Origin of the sequence: Gottfriedia sp. NPDC057948, assembly GCF_042887255.1 — a bacterium.
Lineage (GTDB): Bacteria > Bacillota > Bacilli > Bacillales > Bacillaceae_G > Gottfriedia.
The window spans coordinates 71229-93825 of sequence record NZ_JBHVPN010000001.1; the positions used below are offsets into that span (position 1 = coordinate 71229).

Consider the following 22597-nt stretch of genomic DNA (forward strand, 5'->3'; position numbering starts at 1 on the left):
TGGACAGAATGGATTCTTATGAACTTCGTATTCAGTACGAACTATCTAGATGGAAACAAAAAGTAATGTCCGATTCAAATATTTTTCAAACTTCTGCAAAAAAAGTTCAGTTAAAGCTTCAATCATTATTACCAGAACAAATCCAAGACTTGCTCACAAAAACAGTTAAAAATATGACGGTTTTATTTATGGGAGGGTCTACTGTTTTTAATGGTAGTGGTGAAGAATATGAAGCATTAACACTTAGAGAAAGAGATTTAATCTTAGATAAAAAGTTAAACGAGTACAAAAAGATTTCAGCTGTAGAAGGTGCGGGTACAGGAGCGGGGGGAATATTACTCGGTCTTGCTGATTTTCCGTTATTACTAGGAATAAAAATAAGGTTTTTAGTTGAGGCAGCAAAAATATATGGTTACTCGCCTAAAGATGAGCTTGAAAGACAATTCATGTTGTATATTTTTCAACTTGCTTTTTCAAGTGACAGCCATCGCAAAAAAGTATTTCAAGTTATTGAAAAGTGGGAAGATAAAGTAGATGAAAATCCTCAAGTCAATTGGGAGCAATTACAACTAGAATATCGAGATCATATCGATTTAGCAAAACTTCTGCAATTAGTCCCTATTATTGGAGCACCTGTTGGAGCATATGTAAATTATCAACTTCTTGAACAATTAGGTGAAACGGCTAAAAATGCTTATCGATTAAGGTATATGAAGAAGAAGGACGATCTGATTTAAAGAGTTACATACTAAAAGGAGAACTAAAAGTTCTCCTTTTTTTTATTTTTGCTCAACTAATTTTTGTGATTGTTTCAATGAAGTTAATGTCACAGACCCTAGAGTTTTTGCTGCAATTAGCATTGCATTTTCGTCAAAATCAAATTTTGGATGGTGATGAGGGTATGCTTCTGTGACGTGAGGAGGTTTAGCTCCAGTGAAGAAGAATGTACCTGGTAATTTTTGTAAGTAGTATGCGAAATCTTCTCCGCCCATCTTAGGGTCCATTTCTTTTAATTGACTAACCTCAACAATTGATTCGGCTACTTTTACTAATAAATCAGTTTCTTTTTCATGATTTACTACTGGAGGATAACCATCATCGTACTTATATTCGTATGTAACATCATTTGCTAGACAAATCCCTTTAATGATTCTAGCTATTTGTTTTTTTACTTTTTCTTGTGTTTCCTTTTTGAACGTACGAACCGTTCCTATTAAGGTTGCTCGATCGGCGATTACATTGAAAGCATTTTTTGCTTCGAAACTTCCGATTGATAACACTACAGTGTCAATTGGATTTGTTTCCCGACTAACAACTTGTTGAAGTGCCATAACAAGTTGACTAGCGATTACGATACTGTCTTTTGTTCGATGGGGTTCTGCACCATGACCGCCTTGACCTTGGATTGTGATTGAAAAACGATCAGCTGCTGCCATGATTGGTCCTTTTCGATAACCAATTGTTCCTAATTCTTCAATTGCCCACAAATGGGTTCCATAAACCTCATCAACACCGTCTAAACAGCCATCAGCAATCATAGAAATTGCTCCACCTGGAGCATATTCTTCTGCATGTTGGTGAAGTAAGACAACCTTACCGTCCCATGAATCTTTTTGCTCATGAAGTGCCTTTGCTAAATATAATAGTGTAGCAGTGTGACCATCATGACCACATGCATGCATAACACCAGGCACTTTTGAGGAGTAAGGAACATTTTTCTCATCTTGAATAGGTAATGCGTCAAAGTCAGCTCGTAAAGCGATTGTTTTTCCAGGATTACGACCATTAATAGTAGCAACAACACCATTGCCACCGACATTTGATTTGAATGGAATATTTAATTGTTGATAAAAGTTTTGAATGAATTTTGCTGTCTCGTATTCTTTAAATGAAAGCTCAGGATTTTCATGTAAGTATCTACGAGTAGATACCATTTCCGGATAATATGAATCTAATAAAGAAAATAAATCTGACATTATTTCACCCTCCTACTTACTATCTATATAACCTATTCAAGAAATGTAATTGATATCCTTCAAAATTATCTTCAATTAAGAAATGACGAAAAATGTATTTCCAAGGAAATATACATCGAAAAAAAGGAAATAATGACTTATTCATGGGAATAAATGGATATACTATTTGTTATAGTGTAAGAGAAATGAAGGTGAAATAATTGAAAAAATGGGGATATTTAGCAATAGGACTGTTAGGTGTCCTGTTAATTAGCTTTGTTGGATTTTTACTAATCGTTTTCTTAGGTAATTATGTTATAGATGAAGATAAGTTAGTCGTCCATTCATCATCGGAAATGGTAGATTTAGAGGGGAATTTTGTATCAAAGCTATATAATGAAAATCATCAAATCGTTTCAATTAGTGATATACCTGATTATACTAAACAAGCAGTAGTTTCAATTGAAGATGAACGTTTCTATAAGCACCATGGAATTGATACACAATCAATCTTTCGGGCTATAGTAAATGATATAAAAGCATTTAGTAAAGTACAAGGTGCGAGTACACTTACTCAACAACTTGCAAAGAATGTTTTTTTGACGAACGACAAAACATTTATGAGAAAAACAAAGGAAGTAATAATAGCAATTAATCTAGAAAGAAAGTATACAAAAGATCAAATACTAGAAATGTATTTAAATCAGGTTTATTTCGGTCACGGGGTATATGGCATAGGCGGTGCTGCAAAATATTATTTCGGGAAAGATGTTAAACATTTGACCATTGAGGAAAGTGCTTCGTTAGCAGCCTTATTAAAAGCTCCATCTCATTATGATCCAGTTACACAACCAGAGCGATCTTTAGAGCGTAGGAATCTTGTTCTTTATAAAATGCTAGATACGCATTATATAACTGAAACTGAGTATCAGAATGCCAAAAGTAAACCTTTAGTATTACGTATTACCGAACAAAAATTTGAAAACGGATATGCTACATATATTGATATGGTTATAAAAGAAGCAAAAGAGAAATATGGCATTTCTTATGACCAACTTTTAAATGGTGGATACAAAGTTGTTGTTCCTATCCATAAAAAAACACAATTAACCGCCTATAAATATTTTAAAAATGGAAACTATTTTCCGGGAACTGATCAAAATGCTGAAGGAGCCTTCGTATTAATAAACTCCGAAACAGGCGGTGTAGAGGCAGCAATTGGGGGTAGAAATTACTATTTTCAAGGTTTAAATCGTATTAACGTGAAAAGACAGCCTGGTTCAACAATGAAGCCTTTACTTGTCTATTCGCCAGCACTTGAGACGGGGAACTACAATCCGTATTCTTTATTACCAAATGAACAGAGTGCGTTAGGAGACTATAAACCGAAGAATTATAATGGAGTTTATTCGAAAACGATTTCGATGTTTAATGCGTTAATAGAGTCAGCAAATGTGCCAGCAGTTTGGTTATTAAATGATATTGGAATTGACAATGCAAAAGAGTATTTAGAAAAAATGGATTTGAATATCCCCGATCAAGGTTTAAGTATGGCGCTTGGAGGACTTAAGATTGGTTTAACACCATTAGAGCTAGTAAAAGCATATAGTGCCTTTGATCATGATGGAGATGCATTAGAACCTTTTGTTATTAATGCAATTTATGATCGGAACAATGAATTAGTTGCTGAAGCGAAAATTAAGGAATATAAAGTGTTTTCATCACAAACCTCTTGGTATATGACAAAAATGCTTAAAGGTGTTGTAAATGAAGGAACAGCTAGTAGAGGAAGTTTTACTGGCGATTTAGCTGGTAAAACCGGATCTACAAATATACCTGGCCAAACAAATGGAAATAAAGATGCTTGGTTTGTAGGCTACACACCAGACGTAGTAGGTGCAATTTGGATGGGATATGATAAAACAGATTCAAACCATTTTTTAAGAAATGGTAGTACATATCCAACCATTTTATTTAAAAAGATTTTAAGTGAAGCAGGAAGAGAACCCTCTACCAAATTTAAAAAGCCAAAAAATATAGACGATTTAGAATCACCGATAAATTTAGAGCCTATTTCTAATGTTCAATCAAAAGTATCATTCTCTCCATTTGGATTATTCACTGTCGTCATTAACTGGAATGCACCAACTGACCACAGACAACAATATCGAATCTATCGAGTCAAGAATGGAAAAGAGAAATTAATAGATACTGTTACTGGTTTAGATGAGTACAAAGATTCCTTTGTAAATGTATTTAATGTACCTTCTTATTATGTAGTACCGTACAATCCTCAAACAAAAGAAGAAGGTGAGAGGTCTAAACTTGTCAAACCCAACATAAGAAATAAGGAATAGACATTTTAAGGCTCTCCTTCTTATCAAATGATTTGAAGGGGAGTTTTTTATTTCCTATTAAAGCTATGTTCGTAAAAACTGTATCTCTTAAAAAAATAGTAAAGAGATTAAGAAGATTGAACGATGAGATAACGATTAACCGAACATTAAAAAAAGAATTATAAAACTCCTTAATTTTATAAAAAGTCTTAATAAATAAAGATTATTAATTCGATATTTTAGACATATTTTGATATAATTTTTAATGGGAAAAGTCTGGTAGTAAAATAGACCTATTAATTGATAAAAATTGTAAAATCAGTGAACATTATGTGTCAAAATTCGAGTTTTCTATACAATTAATGGTTCAATCAGTATATTTAATAGTAGAGTTTGGAAAAGTGAAAGGGAGACTTTGAAGGATGAAAAAAGATTTTAACGATACATTTCTTAAAGCGATTAGAGGAGAAGAAGTAACGCATACACCAGTTTGGTATATGAGACAAGCAGGGCGTTCTCAGCCAGAATACCGAAAAATAAAAGAAAAATATTCTTTATTTGAAATTACTCATCAACCTGAATTATGCGCTTACGTAACAGCGCTACCAGTGGACCAATATAATGTTGATGCAGCTATTTTATATAAAGATATTATGTCTCCACTTCCTGCAATTGGAGTAGACGTAGAAATTCAATCAGGAGTAGGACCGGTAATAAGCAATCCTATTCGTTCTTTAGCAGATGTGAAAAAGTTAACTGATATTCATCCAGAAGAGCAACTACCTTATATCTATGAGACGATTAAATTATTAACAACAGAGGTTCTTTCTGTTCCATTAATTGGATTTGCAGGTGCACCTTTTACAGTTGCTAGCTATATGATCGAAGGTAGACCATCTAGAAGCTATAATAAAACAAAATCATTTATGTACGCTGAGCCAGAAGCATGGTTTGCTTTAATGGATCATTTAGCAGACATGACGATCAAATACGTAAAAGCACAAGTTAAAGCAGGAGCATGTGCAATTCAATTATTTGATTCATGGGTTGGTGCTTTGAATGCAAATGATTATCGCATTTATATTAAACCATGCATGGAAAAGATTTTTACAGCACTTAAAGCAGATCATATTCCAACTACTATGTTCGGAATTGGAGCAAGCCATTTAATTCATGAATGGAATGAACTGCCTGTAGATGTAATTGGGCTTGATTGGAGAACTTCTATTACTGAAGCTCGTTCTTTAGGTATTACAAAAACACTTCAAGGTAATTTAGATCCTGCCTTTTTATTAGCACCATGGGAAGTAATTGAGAAACGTGCGAAGGAAATATTAGATGAGGGTATGGCAAATCCAGGTCATATTTTCAACTTAGGTCATGGGGTATTCCCTGAAGTAAATCCTGATACTCTTAAACGATTAACAAGTTTTGTACATGAGTATTCATCAAGGGTTAAAGCTTAATATAAAAGGACTATGGTGATGACATGAAAGAAAAAATCGGTTTATTAGTTATGGCTTACGGCACGCCATATAAAGAATCAGATATTGAGCGTTATTATACAGATATTCGTAGAGGTAGAAAGCCTTCACCAGAGGCGCTAGAGGAACTGACAGAACGTTATCGTGCAATTGGAGGAATCTCTCCTTTAGCAAAAATAACAATTGAACAAGCAAAAGCATTAGAAGAAGATTTAAATAAGATCCAAGACAAAGTAGAATTCAAAATGTACATTGGACTAAAGCATATTGAACCATTCATTGAAGATGCAGTAGATGAAATGAAAAAGGATGGTATAACAAAAGCAGTTAGTATCGTACTTGCACCACATTATTCTACGTTTAGTGTGAAGTCATATAACGAACGTGCTACAAATCATTCAGAAAAAATAGACGGGCCAAAAATTATCCATGTAGATGATTGGTATAAAGAAGAACGATTTATTCAATATTGGGTTCGTGAAGTAGAAGCAATTCTTGAACCAATGAATGAAGAGCAACGTGTAAAAACGGCGTTTATTTTTTCAGCGCATAGTTTACCTGAAAAAATCCTTAACTATGGAGATCCATACCCAGAGCAACTTAAGGAAACTGCCGAGTTAGTCGTTCAGCAATCTGATATTCGTCATTATTTTCTAGGATGGCAAAGTGCTGGTAATACACCAGACCCTTGGCTTGGACCTGATGTACAAGATTTAACACGTGAGTTGGATGATAATTATGATTTTGAAACTTACGTATACTTACCATTAGGATTTGTAAGTGAGCATTTAGAAGTACTATATGATAATGATATAGAATGTAAACTAGTAACGGATGAAATTCAAAAAGCATATGTTCGTCCACCGATGCCTAATACGGATCCATTATTTATTAGTGGGCTTAGTACGGTTGTATTAAGAAAATTAAACGAACAATAATATGGTTTTGAAATAGGAGGTAAAGAAGTGAATAAGAAGGTTGTCATTATTGGTGGCGGTATTACTGGATTGACATCTGCCTACTATTTAAAACAAGAAAAATTAAAAAATAATCTTCCAATTGATATTCAATTAATTGAAGGTTCATCAAGGCTTGGAGGAAAAATCCAAACAATTAGAAAAGATGGATTTGTTATTGAGCGTGGCCCTGATTCATTTTTGGCAAGGAAAAAGAGTGCATATCGATTAGCTGAAAACTTAGGGATCCAAGATCAAATCGTTTTTAACTCTTCTGGAAAATCATATGTATTAGCCCATAATAAATTACATGGTATGCCAGAAGGTTCAAACATGGGGATTCCAACACAAATCAAGCCTTTTATTTTTTCGGGTCTATTTTCACCTGCAGGAAAAATTCGTGCAGGTTTAGATTTCGTATTACCAAAAACACATGTCCAAGGGGATATGTCATTAGGTAAATTTTTTAGAAGAAGACTAGGTAATGAAGTAGTTGAGAATCTAATTGAACCCCTTTTATCAGGTATTTATTCAGGCGACATTGATCAAATGAGTTTAATGGCAACATTTCCTCAATTCTTCCAAATTGAACAAAAACATCAAAGTATTGTTCTAGGAATGAAAAAAGAGATGCCTGTGAAGAAATCAAAAGGTCCGAGAAAAGGAATTTTCCAGACTGTAAGTACAGGTCTTCAAACAATTGTTGAACGAATTGAAGAAGAGTTAGATCAAGAGGAAGTTTTAAAAGGTGTACAAGTAGTTAATATAAATAAAATTGGGAAAAAATATGAGATTGTACTTAGCAATAATGAAAAGATAGAATCAGATTCCATTATCGTTACTGTACCTCATCGTTTTATTCCACAACTATTTAATAATAAACCTGTATTTGAGCCTTTCAAAAAAGTTCCTTCTACATCTGTTGCGAATGTTGCACTTGCATTTCCAGAGCATGCAATTAAGAAGGATATAAATGGTACAGGCTTTGTTGTTTCGCGTAATAATGACTATAATATAACAGCGTGTACTTGGACTCATAAAAAATGGGCACATGCTTGTCCAAAAGGTAAGGTCCTATTACGTTGTTACGTTGGACGACCTTACAATAAGGAAATAGTCGATAAAACAGATGAAGAACTTGTTGAAATTGTATTAGAAGATTTAAGAAAAACGATGGATATAACTGAAAAACCTGAGTTTTATATTGTTTCAAGATGGAAAGATGCTATGCCTCAATATACGATTAATCATAAAGAGCGTACGAAAAACATGGAACAATATTTACAAAAAGAAATGCCTGGTGTATCGGTAATTGGTTGCTCATTTTATGGGTCCGGCTTACCAGACTGTATAGATCAAGGTGAGAAAGCAGTTTCAGATACTATTGAATACTTGTTTGCACATGAAAAACAAGCTGTTCGAAGCTATTAAGGCTTTTAAAACAATTAATAAAGAATAGAGCAACCAAAAAAGTAGATCGATACTTTTAGGTTGCTCTTTTTATTATGCCTCTGTACTAATAATATGTTTAATCATTTCATTAAGAAAATTGCTGAACCTAAAAGACTACAATTAAAAACTATCTTTTAAGCAATTTGAACAAGTGTTACTGTAGCAATCATGTTGTTCTTCAATCGTCGAATTACAGTGTTTACATATTTTCTTTGGTAATAGTTTTAAAAATTCGGACATTTTTACAAGCATGTTACCCTCTCCTTTAGTTAACTTATTAGTATTGTATTACTACAACGTATTTTGTGTCAATCTGTATTAGTACAATTTTAAAAAAATAATCTAAACGCCTATTTTTTTAAAACAGTAAGGACAAGCTTATAAATTTAAATTTTCATAGAAATAATAAATATAAAGGAGTGTGTTTGTTTTATGAAAGTAACCGTTATTGGTTATTGGGGCGGCTATCCAGGTAAAGGTGAAGCAACTTCATGTTATTTATTTAAATCCAAAAATTTTAATCTATTGGTTGATTGTGGTTCGGGTGCATTAGCTACATTACAAAATTACATAGATCCTAAAAGCTTAAATGCTGTAATCCTGTCACATTATCATCATGATCATATTGCAGATATAGGAGTACTACAATACTTCAAACTTGTAAACGCTGGAAAGGATAAGTTTGCTTTACCTATATACGGACATAACTTTGATAATGTAAAATTTAATTCGTTAACATATAAAGAAGCAACAAAAGGATATGAATATAATCCAAATGAAGCTCTAGACTTAGGTCCATTTACTATTCGATTTATTAAGACAGTTCATCCTGTAGATTGTTTTGCTATGCGAATTGAAACAGCAAATCACTCAGTAGTCTATACAGCTGATTCAAGCTATACGGAAGACTTCATACCGTTTTCTTCCAACGCGGATTTGCTTATAAGTGATTGTAATATGTATGAACATCAAGATGGTACTAAAGTAGGGCATATGAGCAGCAAAGATGCTGCAACAATTGCAAATGAGGCGAATGTAAAAGAATTATTATTATCACATCTTCCTCATAGCGGAAATACAAAAGATTTAATAAGTGAATCCCAAAAGTATTATAATGGACTTGTTCATTTAGCTTATACAGGTTTTGAATGGAAATCAAAATTATAGGAGGATACATATGCTATTTTTAGATAATAGGGGAATAACGGATCCAACATTAAATTTAGCGATGGAAGAATATGCGCTAAAAAATCTAGATCCTGAAAATACATACTTTTTATTTTATATTAATGAGCCATCAATCATTATTGGTAAAAATCAAAATACTGCCGAGGAGATTAATGCTTCATATGTAAATGATCATAATATCCATGTAGTGCGAAGATTATCTGGTGGTGGAGCGGTATATCATGATTTAGGGAATCTTAACTTTAGTTTTATTACAAAAGATGATGGTGACAGCTTTCATAATTTTAGAAAGTTTACTGAGCCAGTAATCGAGGCATTAAAGGAAATCGGTGTGAATGCTGAACTTAGTGGAAGAAATGATATATTAGCAGAAGGTAGAAAAATCTCAGGTAATGCACAATTTTCTACTAGAGGTAGAATGTTTAGCCATGGTACATTGTTGTTTGATAGTGATATAGATGAAGTTGTAAATGCATTAAATGTAAAGCTAGAAAAAATCCAATCTAAAGGAATTAAATCAGTCCGAAGTAGAGTGGCGAACATTAAGGAATTTTTAAAAGACGATTTAACAATCTTAGAATTTAAAGATTTAATTTTACAATCTATTTTTAAAGAACATGGGAAAATAGGGCGATACGAATGGACAGATGAAGATATAAAAAATATTAAAGAACTTGCAGAGAGCAGATACCGAAATTGGGATTGGAATTTTGGAAAATCTCCTAAATGCAATATCCAACAAAGTAAAAGATTTGCGGCTGGTTCGATTGATCTTCGTTTAGATGTAAACAAAGGAATCATTGAGAATGTTAAAATTTATGGTGACTTCTTTGGGGTAGGAGATGTATCTGATATAGAACAGCTTCTGATTGGTAGTAAATTTGATCAACAAGAGATTGAAAATAAGCTAAATGAAGTTAATTTTACCCATTATTTTGGTAAAGTAACGAAAGAAGAATTTATGAGTTTATTATTTTAAAAAAAGAGTAGGAAACTACTCTTTTTTTGTTTGTTAAAAAATTAGAAGTCTAAAAAGTGCTAGTTTTCTCACTTGTCAGAATTGTTTTCTAGCAATATAATATATTTAGAATATTTTAAATTTTTATATTTAAAGGGGGTAGTTTTTCTTGAATTTAGTTGAAACACTGTCACAATCAGCTTTGAGGCATCCTGAACATTCTGCTATTATCTTTGAAGGGGAGACATTTTCATACTCAACTCTAGAGACTTATATTACGAAATTTGCGAGTGGCCTCTCAAAATTAGGAATAGAAAAGGGAGATAAAGTAGCTTTAATTGTTGGTAATTCTCCTCATTTTATTATAGCACTATATGGTGCGTTGAAGGTTGGAGCGGCTGTAATACCGATTAATCCTCTATATGCACCAGATGAATTAGTATACATATTAACAAACGGCGACGCAAAAGCAGTTATCACCTTAGACTTATTTCTTCCACTAGTAGAAAAAGCTTCACCGATTCTTCCTAATATCGATCACTTCATTATTTGTGAAACAAAACAAGAAAATCCTTATGAATTTGAGAACAATAAATTGAAATCGTTTACAAATGTAGTAGGACTTGGAGATCTAGATTTCAAAGGACCTGAATTACATGATGATGATTTAGCAGTCATTTTATATACTTCTGGGACAACAGGAAAACCAAAAGGGGCTATGTTAACACATAAAAACTTATATTCAAATGCCATGGATGCAGGACACTTTTTAAGCTTTTCAAATACAGAAAAGGTCATTGCAACTTTACCTGCTTTCCATGTATTTTGTTTAACTGTAGCTTTAAACGCGCCTTTAATGTATGGAGCTACTGTTATTTTAGTGCCTAAATTTAGCCCAAAAGGAATATTTGATATTATTCGTACATACAAAGCAACTGTATTTGCAGGTGTGCCAACAATGTATAATTTCTTATATCAATTCCCTGAAGGAAAAACAGAAGACTTTGAGTCAATTCGACTATGCATTTCGGGTGGTTCTTCATTGCCTGTTGCACTTTTAGAGAATTTTGAAAAGAAATTTAAGGTTATTATTTCAGAAGGGTATGGATTGTCTGAAGCGTCCCCTGTTACGACGTTTAATCCATTAGACCGCCCAAGAAAAGCAGGATCAATTGGGACTAATATTAGCAATGTAGAAAATAAAGTTGTAAATGCTCTAGGTGAAGAGGTTTCAGTTGGTGAAGTAGGTGAATTAATCGTCCGTGGACCAAATATAATGAAAGGTTATTATAATATGCCAGAAGAAACAGCAATGACGATACGTGATGGCTGGTTATATACTGGTGACCTAGCAAGAATAGACGAAGATGGTTATTTCTATATTGTCGATCGCAAAAAAGAATTGATTCTTGTTGGCGGCTATAATGTATACCCTCGTGAAGTTGAAGAGGTAATTTATAATCATCCAGATGTTGTTGAATGTGCGGTGATTGGATTACCAGACGATAATTTTGGAGAAAGTGTAAAAGCCTATGTTGTTTCAAAAAATCCTTCATTAAGTGTGGAGTCTTTGACAGAATATTGCAAAGCACACTTAGCAAAATATAAAGTACCAAGATCAATAGAGTTCATTCCAGAGCTACCAAAAAATGCAACTGGTAAAATACTTAGAAGAGTGTTGAAAGATTCAGTTAGACAATAAAACGTGGTAATAGAGGAGGCTGTCTCAAAAGGGTCGTTGAATGACGACATTTTGAGGCATTTTTTTTAATTTCTTCATTTTTGAGGGGGATATAAAATTGGAGGTTTTAGGAGAGAATTATCCTTCTATTATTTTGTTATTTTTTCAGTTTTTTGAAATTGGATTTCCGATATGAAAATCCTTCTTCCTTTAAACGAATAGCATCAGACTTGATTTCCATACTATATTTGTGAAACTTTTGACCTTTTTTCGCCATAAAAAACACCACTTAATATCAATGTTGCCCAACTGTGGGTTTTTAAACATCTACTTTAAAGGGTGCAGTCTATTTCAGTTTTTGTTTTTATTCTTTTCATTATAATTTAAGGAAAACCCTGTATTCCGTTGAGTAAAGGGGGATTTAATAATTTTTTTAAAAAATATACATATTAATAGTACAACTGAGGTAAAAGTTTATTTTTTAAAGAGTTTTAAATAATTTACATCTTTATTTTGAATTGAATTTAATGATTTTAAATCATTTATAATTTTATTTTGATCAAAACTAATGTTATTTTTTTGATAGTAATCTCTTAGAAGGGCAATATACCCACTTGCTATTGCTGTAGCTTGAGAAGTTCCATTCATTTTCACTTTTTTGCTATTTAATGTTAGGCTATTTATTTCAATTCCTGGAAATGCAACTACATCTGTTTTTGACGTATTGGAGTTTTCCCAAATAGTACCTTTTTTATTTTTAGCCTGAACAGAAATTACACCATCTATATTTGCAGGAAATAGAGAATCTTTATTACCATAATCACCTGTTGAAGCAACTACAGTTATATTTTTTTTTGTAGCTAATTGAATTTGCTTTACTATATTATGATTTGTTACAAATGATCCAAAGCTCATATTAATTATATTAACTTTCTTAGATATAGCATATTCAATAGCACTTAGTATACTTTTAGATTTTTCGTTTCCATTTTCACTAATTGCTTTAATAATAATGATTTTAGATTTTGGAGCAATTCCCCAAACTCCTTTCTTACCATTTCCAGAAGCAATACTTACCATTTGTGTTCCATGACCATGGTAATCTATAACATTATTGTTGTTTTCAATACTATTAAATGTATCAATAATTCTTTCTTTATATAATTCTTTTGTTTGTTCTGAAATACCCGTGTCAATAAAAGCAATTGTTTGTGATGATCCTTTAGAGTATTCAAAAAGATTTTCTAAATCTAATTGTTTAAGATAATATTCTTTATCATTTATTGAAGAACTACAACCACTACCTACAACTAATATTAAAATTAATATCCAAAATGTCTTTTTCATAATTTTGAAATAAAAAATATTATTATATTTATTATTAAAACAGTTATTAAAAATCCCGATAAAAACTTTTTAACGATAAATTTTAATGTATAATTTTTATTTTCTTTAAAAATTAATATAAGTATTATAATATTTAGCAATAAGACAATTATAGTTGGGGCATTCTCCATTTTATCTGTTCACCTCTATTGTTTAATAGTCCAATAAGCTGAAGCCCATGTCACATGTAATATAATTCCACGATTATGTCCAGAATTTCGATGATCGACATCTAATGCTAAATTAGTAAAATATGCCCCAGTTAAACCACTAAAAATAGCAGTAGTACCTGCACTTAAAAATGCAGCAACCGTACCTACGGCCACTGAACCGACTGCTACTTTATAACACTGATATACAAACTCTTTAGCTGATGCAGTACTAAAGTACCTTACTCTACCATACCATTTATATACTACTTTATTAACTCCCCCTTGGACATCAAAACTAGTATCATTAGTCTCATAAACAGTTTCATTATCAGTAATGAGTACCTCACCATTTTGAGCTAAAGTATTTAACTCTTTAACCCCATTTAAAATACTTTTAATGTTTTCTTCTCCAAACTCAATATATATGTTATTCGGTATTTTACTAATTTCAAATTGATTATCATCAGCAGATATATATTTTTCTAAGGTGTTAATCATTTCACTTGTTTCATTTACTTCATTTTCATTAGCAAAAGATTGTCTTGGTTGAATAATCATTGTTAGTACTAAAACAACACACAATACTATAAAAGATGATTTTGTTTTTCGTTTACAATATGTTACCTACTTAATCTCCTCCATTAGTTGAAATTTTGTCTTTCAATAATTATTTCGGAGTAATTTAAGTGTAAAATAGTAGATTATGTGAACAAACAGTGAAGTTTTAGTAATATATTGTATTAGTTTTAATTAGGAATAGTTATTTTTTATTACATTTCAAGTAATATTAGAGGCCCTATTTATTAAGAATAATAGTGAAGAAAATCCCAATACATACAAGAAGTTTTAGAACATTTACCTTACTAGATGATTAGATAAATACGGAAACGTTTACTAAAAATATTAAAGGGTAATTAAGCTAGAAACATCAAGCTCCATGTGTATGCGAAAATAAGAGAAAAACATTTAAATCCTAAGTGAGAAATGTTTATTCTAAACTACGATATACTAGTCGTGGTTTTATTTTTTATATCTATATTTAGTAGTAATTTCATTTCTACTTCATCTACAGTATTTAAAAAATATAATGGGTTGAAGTTCTAAAAAATTGGACAAAGTTGATAATATAGAATGGGGGGAGATTTTATGAAAAAAACAACTAAATCTAAATTAACGAAATTCATCTGTCTAGGCTATCTCGTTTATATCATTTTAGTCCTGTTATACTTTTATGTTTTTACGACTTCTGACCTACCTTCAAAATATAAAGGAACATTTGTAGATCCACATACATTCATGAATCATAAGGAAGCTAATTTAAGTACTAGTTATAGCACTTTAAAAAATGTTCTTTACTTTATTTCCTTGCCGATTGATTGGATTGTATTATCACTTTTATTATTAAGTGGATCAATTGATAAATTAGGTAACTCATTATCTAAGTTGACTAGATTTAAGTTTATACAAGTCTTTTTATATTTCTTCTTTGTATCGGTCGCTACATATATCGTTTCATTTCCAATTGATTTCTATCGATTTAAATTATCGACGAAATACGGATTGTCTGTTCAAACATTTAATGCTTGGATGAAGGATGAAATGATTGGTTTTTGGATAAATTTTGCAATGATGTTTTTTGTAATGTATGTTGTGTATTTGTTAATCAAAAAACAACCAAAGAAATGGTGGCTCACTGCATGGCTATTAAGTATTCCTTTTACGATTTTCTTAACATTTATTCAGCCTGTAGTAATTGATCCCCTATATAATGATTTCTACCCATTAAAAGATAAAAATTTAGAAAAGAAAATTATTACCCTTGCTAAAGAAGCAAATATTCCTGCACATCGAGTATATGAAGTAAATATGTCCACTAAGACAACTACATATAATGCATATGTTACTGGTATAGGTAAAAACGCTAGGATTGTATTATGGGATACAACTCTTAAAGGGCTTACTGAAGATGAAATTATGTTCATCATGGCTCATGAAATGTCACATTACGTCCACAAAGACATCTATAAATCAATGTTTGGAATGTTAGCAGGTAGTTTAGTCGGTCTGTATATCATTCATTTATTAATGAAGTACGTATTATCAAAGAGTAGGAGTAGTCATTCAACTGATAAAATGGCCGTCATCCTAACCTTATTTTTAATCATAAGTGGAATTGTAGGCTTTATTTCTGATCCAATATCAAATGCATTTTCAAGAAGTGCCGAGAAAAGAGCAGATTTATATGCTGTTAAGCTAACACATGATCCGGAATCAGGGATTATAGCGTTTCAAAAGTTATCCAAAAACAGTTTGTCTCAAGTAAATCCACCATTTTTAGTGAAATTATTTAGATTTGATCATCCAACAATGTTGGAAAGAATGAGGTATTTAGAGGCAGCTGAAAGAAGTAACGATAATAAATAGAGTAAATTCTTGCTGAAAGTTTAGCTTGTAGATTGATTGGTATTGTACCAATAACTACAAGCTTTTTTTTATTAAAAGCCCTTAAAATGTGTCATATTATCAAAAGTTATAAAATCTATTGAAAGTTTCACATTTATTCCATTGAGTTTAAATATGTTCGATAGTTAAATTTAGTAAAAATACCTTTACTATAACAACTTTTACTGAGGTGATCTTATTAAAAGAAGAATACTCTTTATATGTATACTAATTGTTTCGTGTGTTCCCTTTATTATACTTTTACTAAACTTTATCAAAGACAATGGAACGCAAATTGAAGATTTTCACTTAGGCTACGTAATTAACGCAGAATCGCAGAAAATGGAAAAATATGATGGACCGCTCGACCTAAATAAAATAATTTGGGTATCAGTAGACTACCAAAATACTCAATTAGGGGAAGGTAACAAGAATATAAGAGAATTAGTAATAAAAAATGATAAAAATGCAGTGTTGTTCCAAAAAATATGGACAGAAGAACAAGAGACATCTGGAATTAGCTTCACGTTAGATCGGACCAGACTTTACAATGGTCAATTCAAAGTTGAACTTTATAAAAATGATAAGATCATTAAGCAAAAAAATTATAATTTTAAGTAATTCTAAAGGTATGTGTATAAAGAAAGTGCTGATTTCGTATTTAACTTTTCCTCCTTTTTCAAAAGATAGACACTCGTCTAAAAACATTCTTAAAGGGTGTTTTTGATTTAATTCAAATAAAATTCCAATCTTTAATAAGTTAAGCTGTCGAAAATTCTTTTGGAAATATTTTCAGAATTTAATATCAAATCCGAATATACTGTTATATAATAACATAAGTAATCAATATCTGTTATATAACTGAATGGAGGAATCATATGACAACTGAGCTTTCAAAAATCAAAGTTCTAGGTAATCATGTAGAGGGTTCAACTGACATTCTTACGATCGAAGCATTAAGTTTTTTAGAGCAATTACATCTGAAATTTGATCAACGTAGACAACAGCTGTTATTAAACAGAAAAGAAAGAATGTGTTTTTTGCAAAATGGGGGAAAGCTCCAATTTTTAGAGGAAACAAAACATATTCGTGAAAGTGAATGGTCAATTGCACCTATTCCAGAGGATTTACAAGATCGAAGAGTAGAGATAACAGGACCAGTTGATCGAAAAATGATTATCAATGCATTGAATTCTGATGCATTTGTGTTCATGGCTGATTTTGAAGATGCTACTTCTCCAACTTGGGAAAATATCATTTCTGGTCAGGTTAATTTAAGAGATGCTGTGAATCGAACAATTTCACTTCATTCAAATGGAAAAACATATAAGTTAAAAGCGAAGCCAGCTGTACTATTAGTTCGACCAAGAGGCTGGCATTTAGAAGAAAAACATATCACTGTAAATGGTGAAAATATGTCTGGTAGCTTAGTAGATTTTGGACTTTATTTCTTTCATAATGCGAAACAAGCAATAAAAAATGGCTCTGGACCTTATTTTTATTTACCAAAAATGGAAAGCTATTTGGAAGCAAGATTATGGAATGATGTTTTTTTATTTGCTCAAAATGAATTGAATATACCTGTTGGAACGATTAAAGCAACTGTATTAATCGAAACAATTGCTGCTTCATTTGAAATGGATGAGATACTTTATGAATTAAAGGATCATTCAGCTGGATTTAATTGCGGCAGATGGGATTATATTTTTAGTTTTATAAAAATGATGCGATACGACAAATCAATTATTTTACCTGATCGATCTGTTGTGACAATGGAAGTACCTTTTATGCGTTCATATTCTCAAAAAGTTATTCAAACTTGTCATCGTAGAAATGCTCCAGCAATTGGAGGAATGGCAGCTCAAATTCCAATTAAAGATGATAAAGAGCGAAATGAAGTTGCGTTTGAAAAGGTAAGAAAAGATAAAGAGCGTGAAGCGAAGGATGGACACGATGGAACTTGGGTAGCTCATCCTGGTTTAGTAGCTGTAGCTCTTGAACAGTTTAATCGATTTATGCCTACACCAAACCAGATTCATAGAAAACGTGAGGATGTTAATGTAACTGAGGCGGATCTTTTAGAGATTCCTAGTGGTGTTATTACGGAACAAGGTCTCAGAACAAATATAACAGTTGCGATTCAATATATTGAAGCATGGATAAGTGGTCGAGGTGCGGTGCCGCTTTACAACTTAATGGAGGATGCTGCGACTGCTGAAATTTCACGTGCGCAAATTTGGCAATGGGTGCGTCATGAAAAAGGTGTTTTAGAGGATGGTACAAACATTACTTTACAATTAGTGGATTCTTTAAAAAATGAAGAAATGATGAAGCTTCAACTAGAAATTGGGAAAGAACAATTTGAAGCAAAACGATTTAATGAAGCAATTGGATTATTTGATGAGTTAATTAGCAACGATGAATTTGCTGACTTTCTTACTTTAAAAGGATATAACTTTTTATAAAATTAGGAGGAATTGAATATGACGAAAAATCGTGAAAAGCGTATTGCTGAATTACAAGAAAGCTGGGAGCTGGATTCTAGATGGAATGGCATTACAAGAACATACACAGCTGAAGATGTAATTAAATTAAGAGGATCAATCGATATTGAACAAACATTGGCAAAAAAAGGCGCGGAAAAATTATGGAAGCTTTTAAATGAAGAAAGCTATGTTAATGCACTAGGAGCATTAACTGGAAATCAAGCAATTCAACAAGTAAAAGCAGGTTTGAAGGCTATTTATTTAAGTGGTTGGCAAGTAGCTGCTGATGCGAATCTTTCTGGTCAAATGTACCCAGATCAGAGCTTATATCCGGCAAACTCTGTACCAGCAGTTGTAAAACGAATTAATCAGGCTTTCCAACGTGCAGATCAAATTCAATATGTTGAAGGTGGAGAAGAAATCGACTACTTCGCACCGATTATGGCAGATGCAGAGGCTGGCTTCGGTGGACAATTAAATGTATTTGAACTAATGAAAAGTATGATTGAAGCAGGAGCGGCAGGTGTGCATTTTGAAGATCAATTGTCTTCGGAGAAAAAATGTGGCCATTTAGGTGGGAAGGTATTATTACCAACACAAACGGCGGTGCGTAACTTAATCTCTGCTCGTTTAGCAGCGGATGTAATGGGAGTACCTACCCTTATTGTTGCACGAACTGATGCAGATGCAGCAGATTTAATTACAAGTGATATTGATCCTGTCGATAAACAATTTATTACAGGTGAAAGAACACCTGAAGGTTTTTATCGTACGAAAGCGGGGTTAGATCAAGCAATTGCTCGTGGTCTTGCTTATGCACCATATGCAGACTTAGTTTGGTGTGAAACGTCAGAGCCAAATCTAGAGGATGCAAAACGTTTTGCAGATGCTATTCATGCCAAATTCCCAGGTAAATTACTAGCTTATAACTGCTCACCTTCTTTTAACTGGAAAAAGAAACTAGATGACGAAACAATCGAGACTTTCCAACAACAAATTGCAGCAATGGGTTATAAATTCCAATTCGTTACCCTTGCTGGTTTCCATGCATTAAACTTTGGCATGTTTGAATTAGCTAGAAACTACAAAGATCGTGGAATGGGAGCATATTCAGAACTTCAACAAGCTGAATTTGCAAGTGAACAATATGGCTATACTGCAACAAGACATCAACGCGAAGTTGGAACAGGATATTTTGATCAAGTAGCTCAAATTATTACTGGAGGAACTTCTTCAACAACGGCTCTTAAAGGCTCTACTGAAGAACAACAATTTTCATCTAATTAATTAGTAAAAAACCACTTTTTTCGAATGTGAGAAAGGTGGTTTTTCTATTGGCTTTTATCCTAAAATTTAGTAAACAATGACACTTTTGTTAAAGTATTCAAAAAATGATTTTACAAATAAAGAATTGTGATATTATTTCTCTAACATCAATGTTGCTACTATACTTCATGTTAAATAGCCAGGAACTGTTTAAATGTTTAATGCTCATTTTTTTATTTAGAAACTAACTTGAGCAAATATTAACAAGGATTTAATTAAATATTCCTGAGTAAAAGAACTAGAAAGTTTAAAAAATAAGCAAATGAAAGGAGTGATAGGCTTTGGGAAAATCAACGTGCTTTTTAAAGGCTTAATACGAATAACAGAAGGAAAGTAGGAGTTACAACAAATTAATAATGTAAAAAGACTCAAAAACTTTATAAATAGAAAGGAGGTAACGTTGCCAGTTTGCTATGAAACGTAAAATTCATGAGATAATTATTATTCTACTGTGAATCTAGGATGTTGCGAAAGTGACTTCGGCATTGGGTAGAACCATGATAGTGAGTAGGCCTAATAACAGACGAAAACCAAGTCAAGCACTAAAAAAGTTGAGAATAATCACTTAAAAGATAACTCAACTATGTAGGATTCGTTGTATCCGAATTTACGCCCTCGGAGTGTTGGACCAAACGAGAGTAGCCTCGGCAAAATCGGACACGTAGAAAAGGGAAGCAATCATCAATTTATAGATATTTATAGATTAATGGCAACGGAGTTGTAAAGATGAATCATGTGAAAGGACAAGTTAAAGTATTAAATGAGTACGAGATTAATAAGTCAACAATGGCAATCATTCCAGAATTTACTGTCGATTTAGTTGTAATTTCAAAGGTATTCGAAACAGATGATAATTTTTATGTTTTAATGAAACCGATTGAAATTATAGAAAGGAGCTGTGCTTACTTCGGAAGTAGTTACCGGGGTAGGCGTGAAGGAACGAAACAAATGATTTCCATCACTCACAAACCACCAATAGCGATCAGCTCAATGAATCAAATTTTCTTTTTCCCCACTTCATCTTCTTTAAAAGTAGAATGTTCTTGGATCTCCTACAATCATGTTTCTAATTTCAGAGGCGGTAAATACAATCGATCAGTTGTTGAATTTTTCAATGGTGTTGAACTTCCATTAGAAATATCTCGTGGCTCATTTGAAAACCAATTATACCGAACTGCACATTTAAGGGCTATTTATGAAGACCGGCTTAATCCTGAAAATACCCAACAAAAATCTTACAAATTAATCCCAGATAACGAAATAACCTCATATATAAAAGGAATGTCAGTACACGAAAAATAATAGTGAAAGATTAAAATTTTGACTACTTAACATTTAGTAAAGTAGTTTTTTTATGGGGATTATTTGAGCAAGTATGTAGAAGAAAAGATTATTTTGAAATTCCGAAATTTAGTCCTTTTAATTCTTAATATGAAGGATCTGTTAAAGTAGATTGTTGATTTCTTTTTCTACTATATGACAGATTAGTTGAATAAGTTAATTTGAGTATAAATGAGAAATAGTTCAAGTCATCTATGACACTTATTTACTTATATCCTATATGATGTAACTTTTTAATCTATAATTAATTTACCCAAAATTATTGGAATTTTGGTAAAATTTAAATATGTAAGGGAGGTATTCAACTTGATTGTATTAAAAGAAGTCACTATTCAAAACTGGTTTAACATCGTTATGCTTAGAAGTGCTAATGATCAAGCGAATAAAATTTTCGAAAAAAATATTGCTTCTAATTGTTTTTCTCTAGCACAGTCTAGTATAGAAGGAAACTGGGTCACAAAAGCTATCTATTATAATGAAACCCTAATAGGATTTACTATGTATGGTTATTCAGAAGAACTTCAAGGATATGAAATTTGTAGATTTATGATAGATTTTAACCACCAAGGTAAAGGGTATGGTAAAGAAGGATTAAACTTAGTAATACAAGAAATAGTAAACCATTTTAAATGTGAAGAGATACTACTAAGCTTCCATCCAGAAAATGAGAAGGCAAAAAAACTATATGAATCAGTAGGGTTTCAGAATACTGGAAAGGTTGTTAAAGGTTTCGTTGATGAGCATATATATTCTTTAAAAACTAAGTAGTACATTTAATATTTTAGATAGTCAACAATTTAAATAGTAATTAAGAGTACCAACATAATTTATAGAGTTCTTTAAGTATTGCATTAGTTGAATAACATGATCGACTATATAGAAATAAACGCATTTTTTTACAGAAAGGAGGGCTTACGTTTTATGACGTTTAGCGATCGTTTTTTCAAGAACAGGATAAAGCCTATCGTAATTACTCAAATGATATTGGGAATTCCAGTTACGTTATTTTTTATTTTTTCTTTAAGATCTTCTCCCGCCGCTAATTTTTTCTATTCTGGACTAATAGGAATTACACTTGCGTTATATATGTTTTTATCGGGGATAGAGCAATATATTTTAAAAAAGAAAAGTTGGTCAATTACCTTCTTTATCTTATCGGTAATTATAATTTTAGTTGCATCACAATCCTTTTATATATCACAACTACATAAATAACTCTTATTAAACTAACGCAGAGCTTTAGTTCAATGAAAAGTTAAGAAGCTGATTATCGGCTTCTTTTTTGTGTTTAAAAAACAAACATTAAGAGAGAGGCTAATTCAAGATAATGGTAATTTAGTCCTTTAAAAGTGGATTTCCATTTATTCAAAAAAGATTACCTTAGTACCCAAAAAAATAACCCAATTGACGATTTAGAACACAAAATAGATAATTTACTTATCAACATTTAATGA

The 22597-nt window shown here is 32.0% G+C and carries 18 protein-coding genes; 14 read left to right on the forward strand and 4 right to left on the reverse strand.

Going from position 1 to position 22597, the window contains the following annotated elements; translation table 11 throughout:
• Positions 1-8: 8 nt before the first annotated feature.
• The gene (locus ACFVRR_RS00345; protein ID WP_387323503.1) at positions 9-737 is read left to right on the forward strand and encodes an EcsC family protein; all 729 of its coding nucleotides are present in this window, start codon (positions 9-11) and stop codon (positions 735-737) included.
• Between the two features lie 42 nt (positions 738-779).
• On the opposite strand, the gene ACFVRR_RS00350 is transcribed toward ACFVRR_RS00345, so the two are convergent.
• On the reverse strand, positions 780-1979 hold the full coding sequence (locus tag ACFVRR_RS00350; RefSeq protein ID WP_387324882.1) for a M20 family metallopeptidase: 1200 nt from the start codon (positions 1977-1979) through the stop codon (positions 780-782).
• Positions 1980-2176: 197 nt separating this feature from the next.
• Here ACFVRR_RS00350 and ACFVRR_RS00355 point away from each other — a divergent pair, with 197 nt between their 5' ends.
• The 4 genes from ACFVRR_RS00355 (at position 2177) to hemY (ending at position 8162) form a co-directional block, all read left to right on the forward strand.
• The gene (locus ACFVRR_RS00355; protein ID WP_387323506.1) at positions 2177-4312 is read left to right on the forward strand and encodes a transglycosylase domain-containing protein; all 2136 of its coding nucleotides are present in this window, start codon (positions 2177-2179) and stop codon (positions 4310-4312) included.
• A gap of 401 nt (positions 4313-4713) precedes the next feature.
• Positions 4714-5757 carry a uroporphyrinogen decarboxylase gene (gene hemE / locus ACFVRR_RS00360; RefSeq protein ID WP_387323509.1) on the forward strand — a complete coding sequence of 348 codons (1044 nt, stop codon included), beginning with the start codon at positions 4714-4716 and terminating at the stop codon, positions 5755-5757.
• A 23-nt stretch (positions 5758-5780) separates the two neighbouring features.
• Positions 5781-6713 carry a ferrochelatase gene (gene hemH / locus ACFVRR_RS00365; RefSeq protein WP_387323512.1) on the forward strand — a complete coding sequence of 311 codons (933 nt, stop codon included), beginning with the start codon at positions 5781-5783 and terminating at the stop codon, positions 6711-6713.
• Positions 6714-6740: 27 nt separating this feature from the next.
• The gene (hemY, locus tag ACFVRR_RS00370; RefSeq protein WP_097973740.1) at positions 6741-8162 is read left to right on the forward strand and encodes a protoporphyrinogen oxidase; all 1422 of its coding nucleotides are present in this window, start codon (positions 6741-6743) and stop codon (positions 8160-8162) included.
• 141 nt (positions 8163-8303) lie between these two features.
• On the opposite strand, the gene yhfH is transcribed toward hemY, so the two are convergent.
• The gene (yhfH, locus tag ACFVRR_RS00375) at positions 8304-8435 is read right to left on the reverse strand and encodes a protein YhfH (protein WP_097973739.1); all 132 of its coding nucleotides are present in this window, start codon (positions 8433-8435) and stop codon (positions 8304-8306) included.
• Between the two features lie 180 nt (positions 8436-8615).
• Here yhfH and ACFVRR_RS00380 point away from each other — a divergent pair, with 180 nt between their 5' ends.
• The 3 genes from ACFVRR_RS00380 to ACFVRR_RS00390 all read left to right on the forward strand — a co-directional run bounded on the left by ACFVRR_RS00380 (position 8616) and on the right by ACFVRR_RS00390 (position 12031).
• Positions 8616-9350 (forward strand): MBL fold metallo-hydrolase, encoded by a 735-nt coding sequence (locus ACFVRR_RS00380; protein ID WP_387323515.1) that lies wholly within the window; start codon positions 8616-8618, stop codon positions 9348-9350.
• A 10-nt stretch (positions 9351-9360) separates the two neighbouring features.
• Entirely contained in the window at positions 9361-10350 is a 990-nt protein-coding gene (gene lplA / locus ACFVRR_RS00385) for a lipoate--protein ligase (protein ID WP_387323518.1), read from the forward strand.
• Between the two features lie 148 nt (positions 10351-10498).
• Positions 10499-12031: a fatty acid--CoA ligase family protein gene (locus tag ACFVRR_RS00390; protein WP_387323521.1), complete on the forward strand. Its 1533-nt coding sequence runs from the start codon at positions 10499-10501 to the stop codon at positions 12029-12031.
• Positions 12032-12484: 453 nt separating this feature from the next.
• Here ACFVRR_RS00390 and ACFVRR_RS00395 read toward each other — a convergent pair whose 3' ends face one another.
• Together ACFVRR_RS00395 and ACFVRR_RS00400 are read right to left on the reverse strand one after the other, a co-directional pair.
• Entirely contained in the window at positions 12485-13357 is an 873-nt protein-coding gene (locus ACFVRR_RS00395; RefSeq protein ID WP_387323524.1) for a S8 family peptidase, read from the reverse strand.
• 185 nt (positions 13358-13542) lie between these two features.
• Positions 13543-14106: a hypothetical protein gene (locus ACFVRR_RS00400; RefSeq protein ID WP_387323527.1), complete on the reverse strand. Its 564-nt coding sequence runs from the start codon at positions 14104-14106 to the stop codon at positions 13543-13545.
• Between the two features lie 588 nt (positions 14107-14694).
• Between ACFVRR_RS00400 and ACFVRR_RS00405 the strand changes: the two genes are divergently transcribed.
• From ACFVRR_RS00405 to ACFVRR_RS00430, 6 genes are all read left to right on the forward strand, one after another.
• Positions 14695-15972 carry a M48 family metallopeptidase gene (locus tag ACFVRR_RS00405; RefSeq protein WP_387323529.1) on the forward strand — a complete coding sequence of 426 codons (1278 nt, stop codon included), beginning with the start codon at positions 14695-14697 and terminating at the stop codon, positions 15970-15972.
• 360 nt (positions 15973-16332) lie between these two features.
• A complete protein-coding gene (locus ACFVRR_RS00410; RefSeq protein ID WP_387323532.1) occupies positions 16333-16611 on the forward strand; it encodes a hypothetical protein in 279 nt (92 codons plus the stop codon).
• Positions 16612-16868: 257 nt separating this feature from the next.
• Positions 16869-18455 carry a malate synthase A gene (aceB, locus tag ACFVRR_RS00415; RefSeq protein WP_387323535.1) on the forward strand — a complete coding sequence of 529 codons (1587 nt, stop codon included), beginning with the start codon at positions 16869-16871 and terminating at the stop codon, positions 18453-18455.
• Positions 18456-18473: 18 nt separating this feature from the next.
• A complete protein-coding gene (gene aceA, locus ACFVRR_RS00420) occupies positions 18474-19763 on the forward strand; it encodes an isocitrate lyase (protein ID WP_098234710.1) in 1290 nt (429 codons plus the stop codon).
• Positions 19764-20528: 765 nt separating this feature from the next.
• Positions 20529-21104, forward strand: coding sequence for a competence protein ComK (locus ACFVRR_RS00425; RefSeq protein WP_097973724.1), 576 nt, complete (start codon positions 20529-20531; stop codon positions 21102-21104).
• Positions 21105-21449: 345 nt separating this feature from the next.
• Positions 21450-21911, forward strand: a complete 462-nt coding sequence (locus ACFVRR_RS00430) for a GNAT family N-acetyltransferase (RefSeq protein WP_387323539.1) — start codon at positions 21450-21452, stop codon at positions 21909-21911.
• Positions 21912-22597 lie beyond the last annotated feature (686 nt).

Excerpts from the sequence above, each read along its gene's own strand:
- ACFVRR_RS00410 (WP_387323532.1), top strand. The coding sequence starts at position 16,333 with ATGGAAAAATATGATGGACCGCTCGACCTAAATAAAATAATTTGGGTA.
- hemH (WP_387323512.1), top strand. The coding sequence starts at position 5,781 with ATGAAAGAAAAAATCGGTTTATTAGTTATGGCTTACGGCACGCCATAT.
- ACFVRR_RS00400 (WP_387323527.1), bottom strand. The coding sequence starts at position 14,106 with ATGATTATTCAACCAAGACAATCTTTTGCTAATGAAAATGAAGTAAAT.
- ACFVRR_RS00380 (WP_387323515.1), top strand. The coding sequence starts at position 8,616 with ATGAAAGTAACCGTTATTGGTTATTGGGGCGGCTATCCAGGTAAAGGT.
- ACFVRR_RS00425 (WP_097973724.1), top strand. The coding sequence starts at position 20,529 with ATGAATCATGTGAAAGGACAAGTTAAAGTATTAAATGAGTACGAGATT.
- aceA (WP_098234710.1), top strand. The coding sequence starts at position 18,474 with ATGACGAAAAATCGTGAAAAGCGTATTGCTGAATTACAAGAAAGCTGG.
- ACFVRR_RS00345 (WP_387323503.1), top strand. The coding sequence starts at position 9 with ATGGATTCTTATGAACTTCGTATTCAGTACGAACTATCTAGATGGAAA.
- ACFVRR_RS00395 (WP_387323524.1), bottom strand. The coding sequence starts at position 13,357 with ATGAAAAAGACATTTTGGATATTAATTTTAATATTAGTTGTAGGTAGT.
- hemE (WP_387323509.1), top strand. The coding sequence starts at position 4,714 with ATGAAAAAAGATTTTAACGATACATTTCTTAAAGCGATTAGAGGAGAA.
- lplA (WP_387323518.1), top strand. The coding sequence starts at position 9,361 with ATGCTATTTTTAGATAATAGGGGAATAACGGATCCAACATTAAATTTA.
- aceB (WP_387323535.1), top strand. The coding sequence starts at position 16,869 with ATGACAACTGAGCTTTCAAAAATCAAAGTTCTAGGTAATCATGTAGAG.
- yhfH (WP_097973739.1), bottom strand. The coding sequence starts at position 8,435 with ATGCTTGTAAAAATGTCCGAATTTTTAAAACTATTACCAAAGAAAATA.
- ACFVRR_RS00405 (WP_387323529.1), top strand. The coding sequence starts at position 14,695 with ATGAAAAAAACAACTAAATCTAAATTAACGAAATTCATCTGTCTAGGC.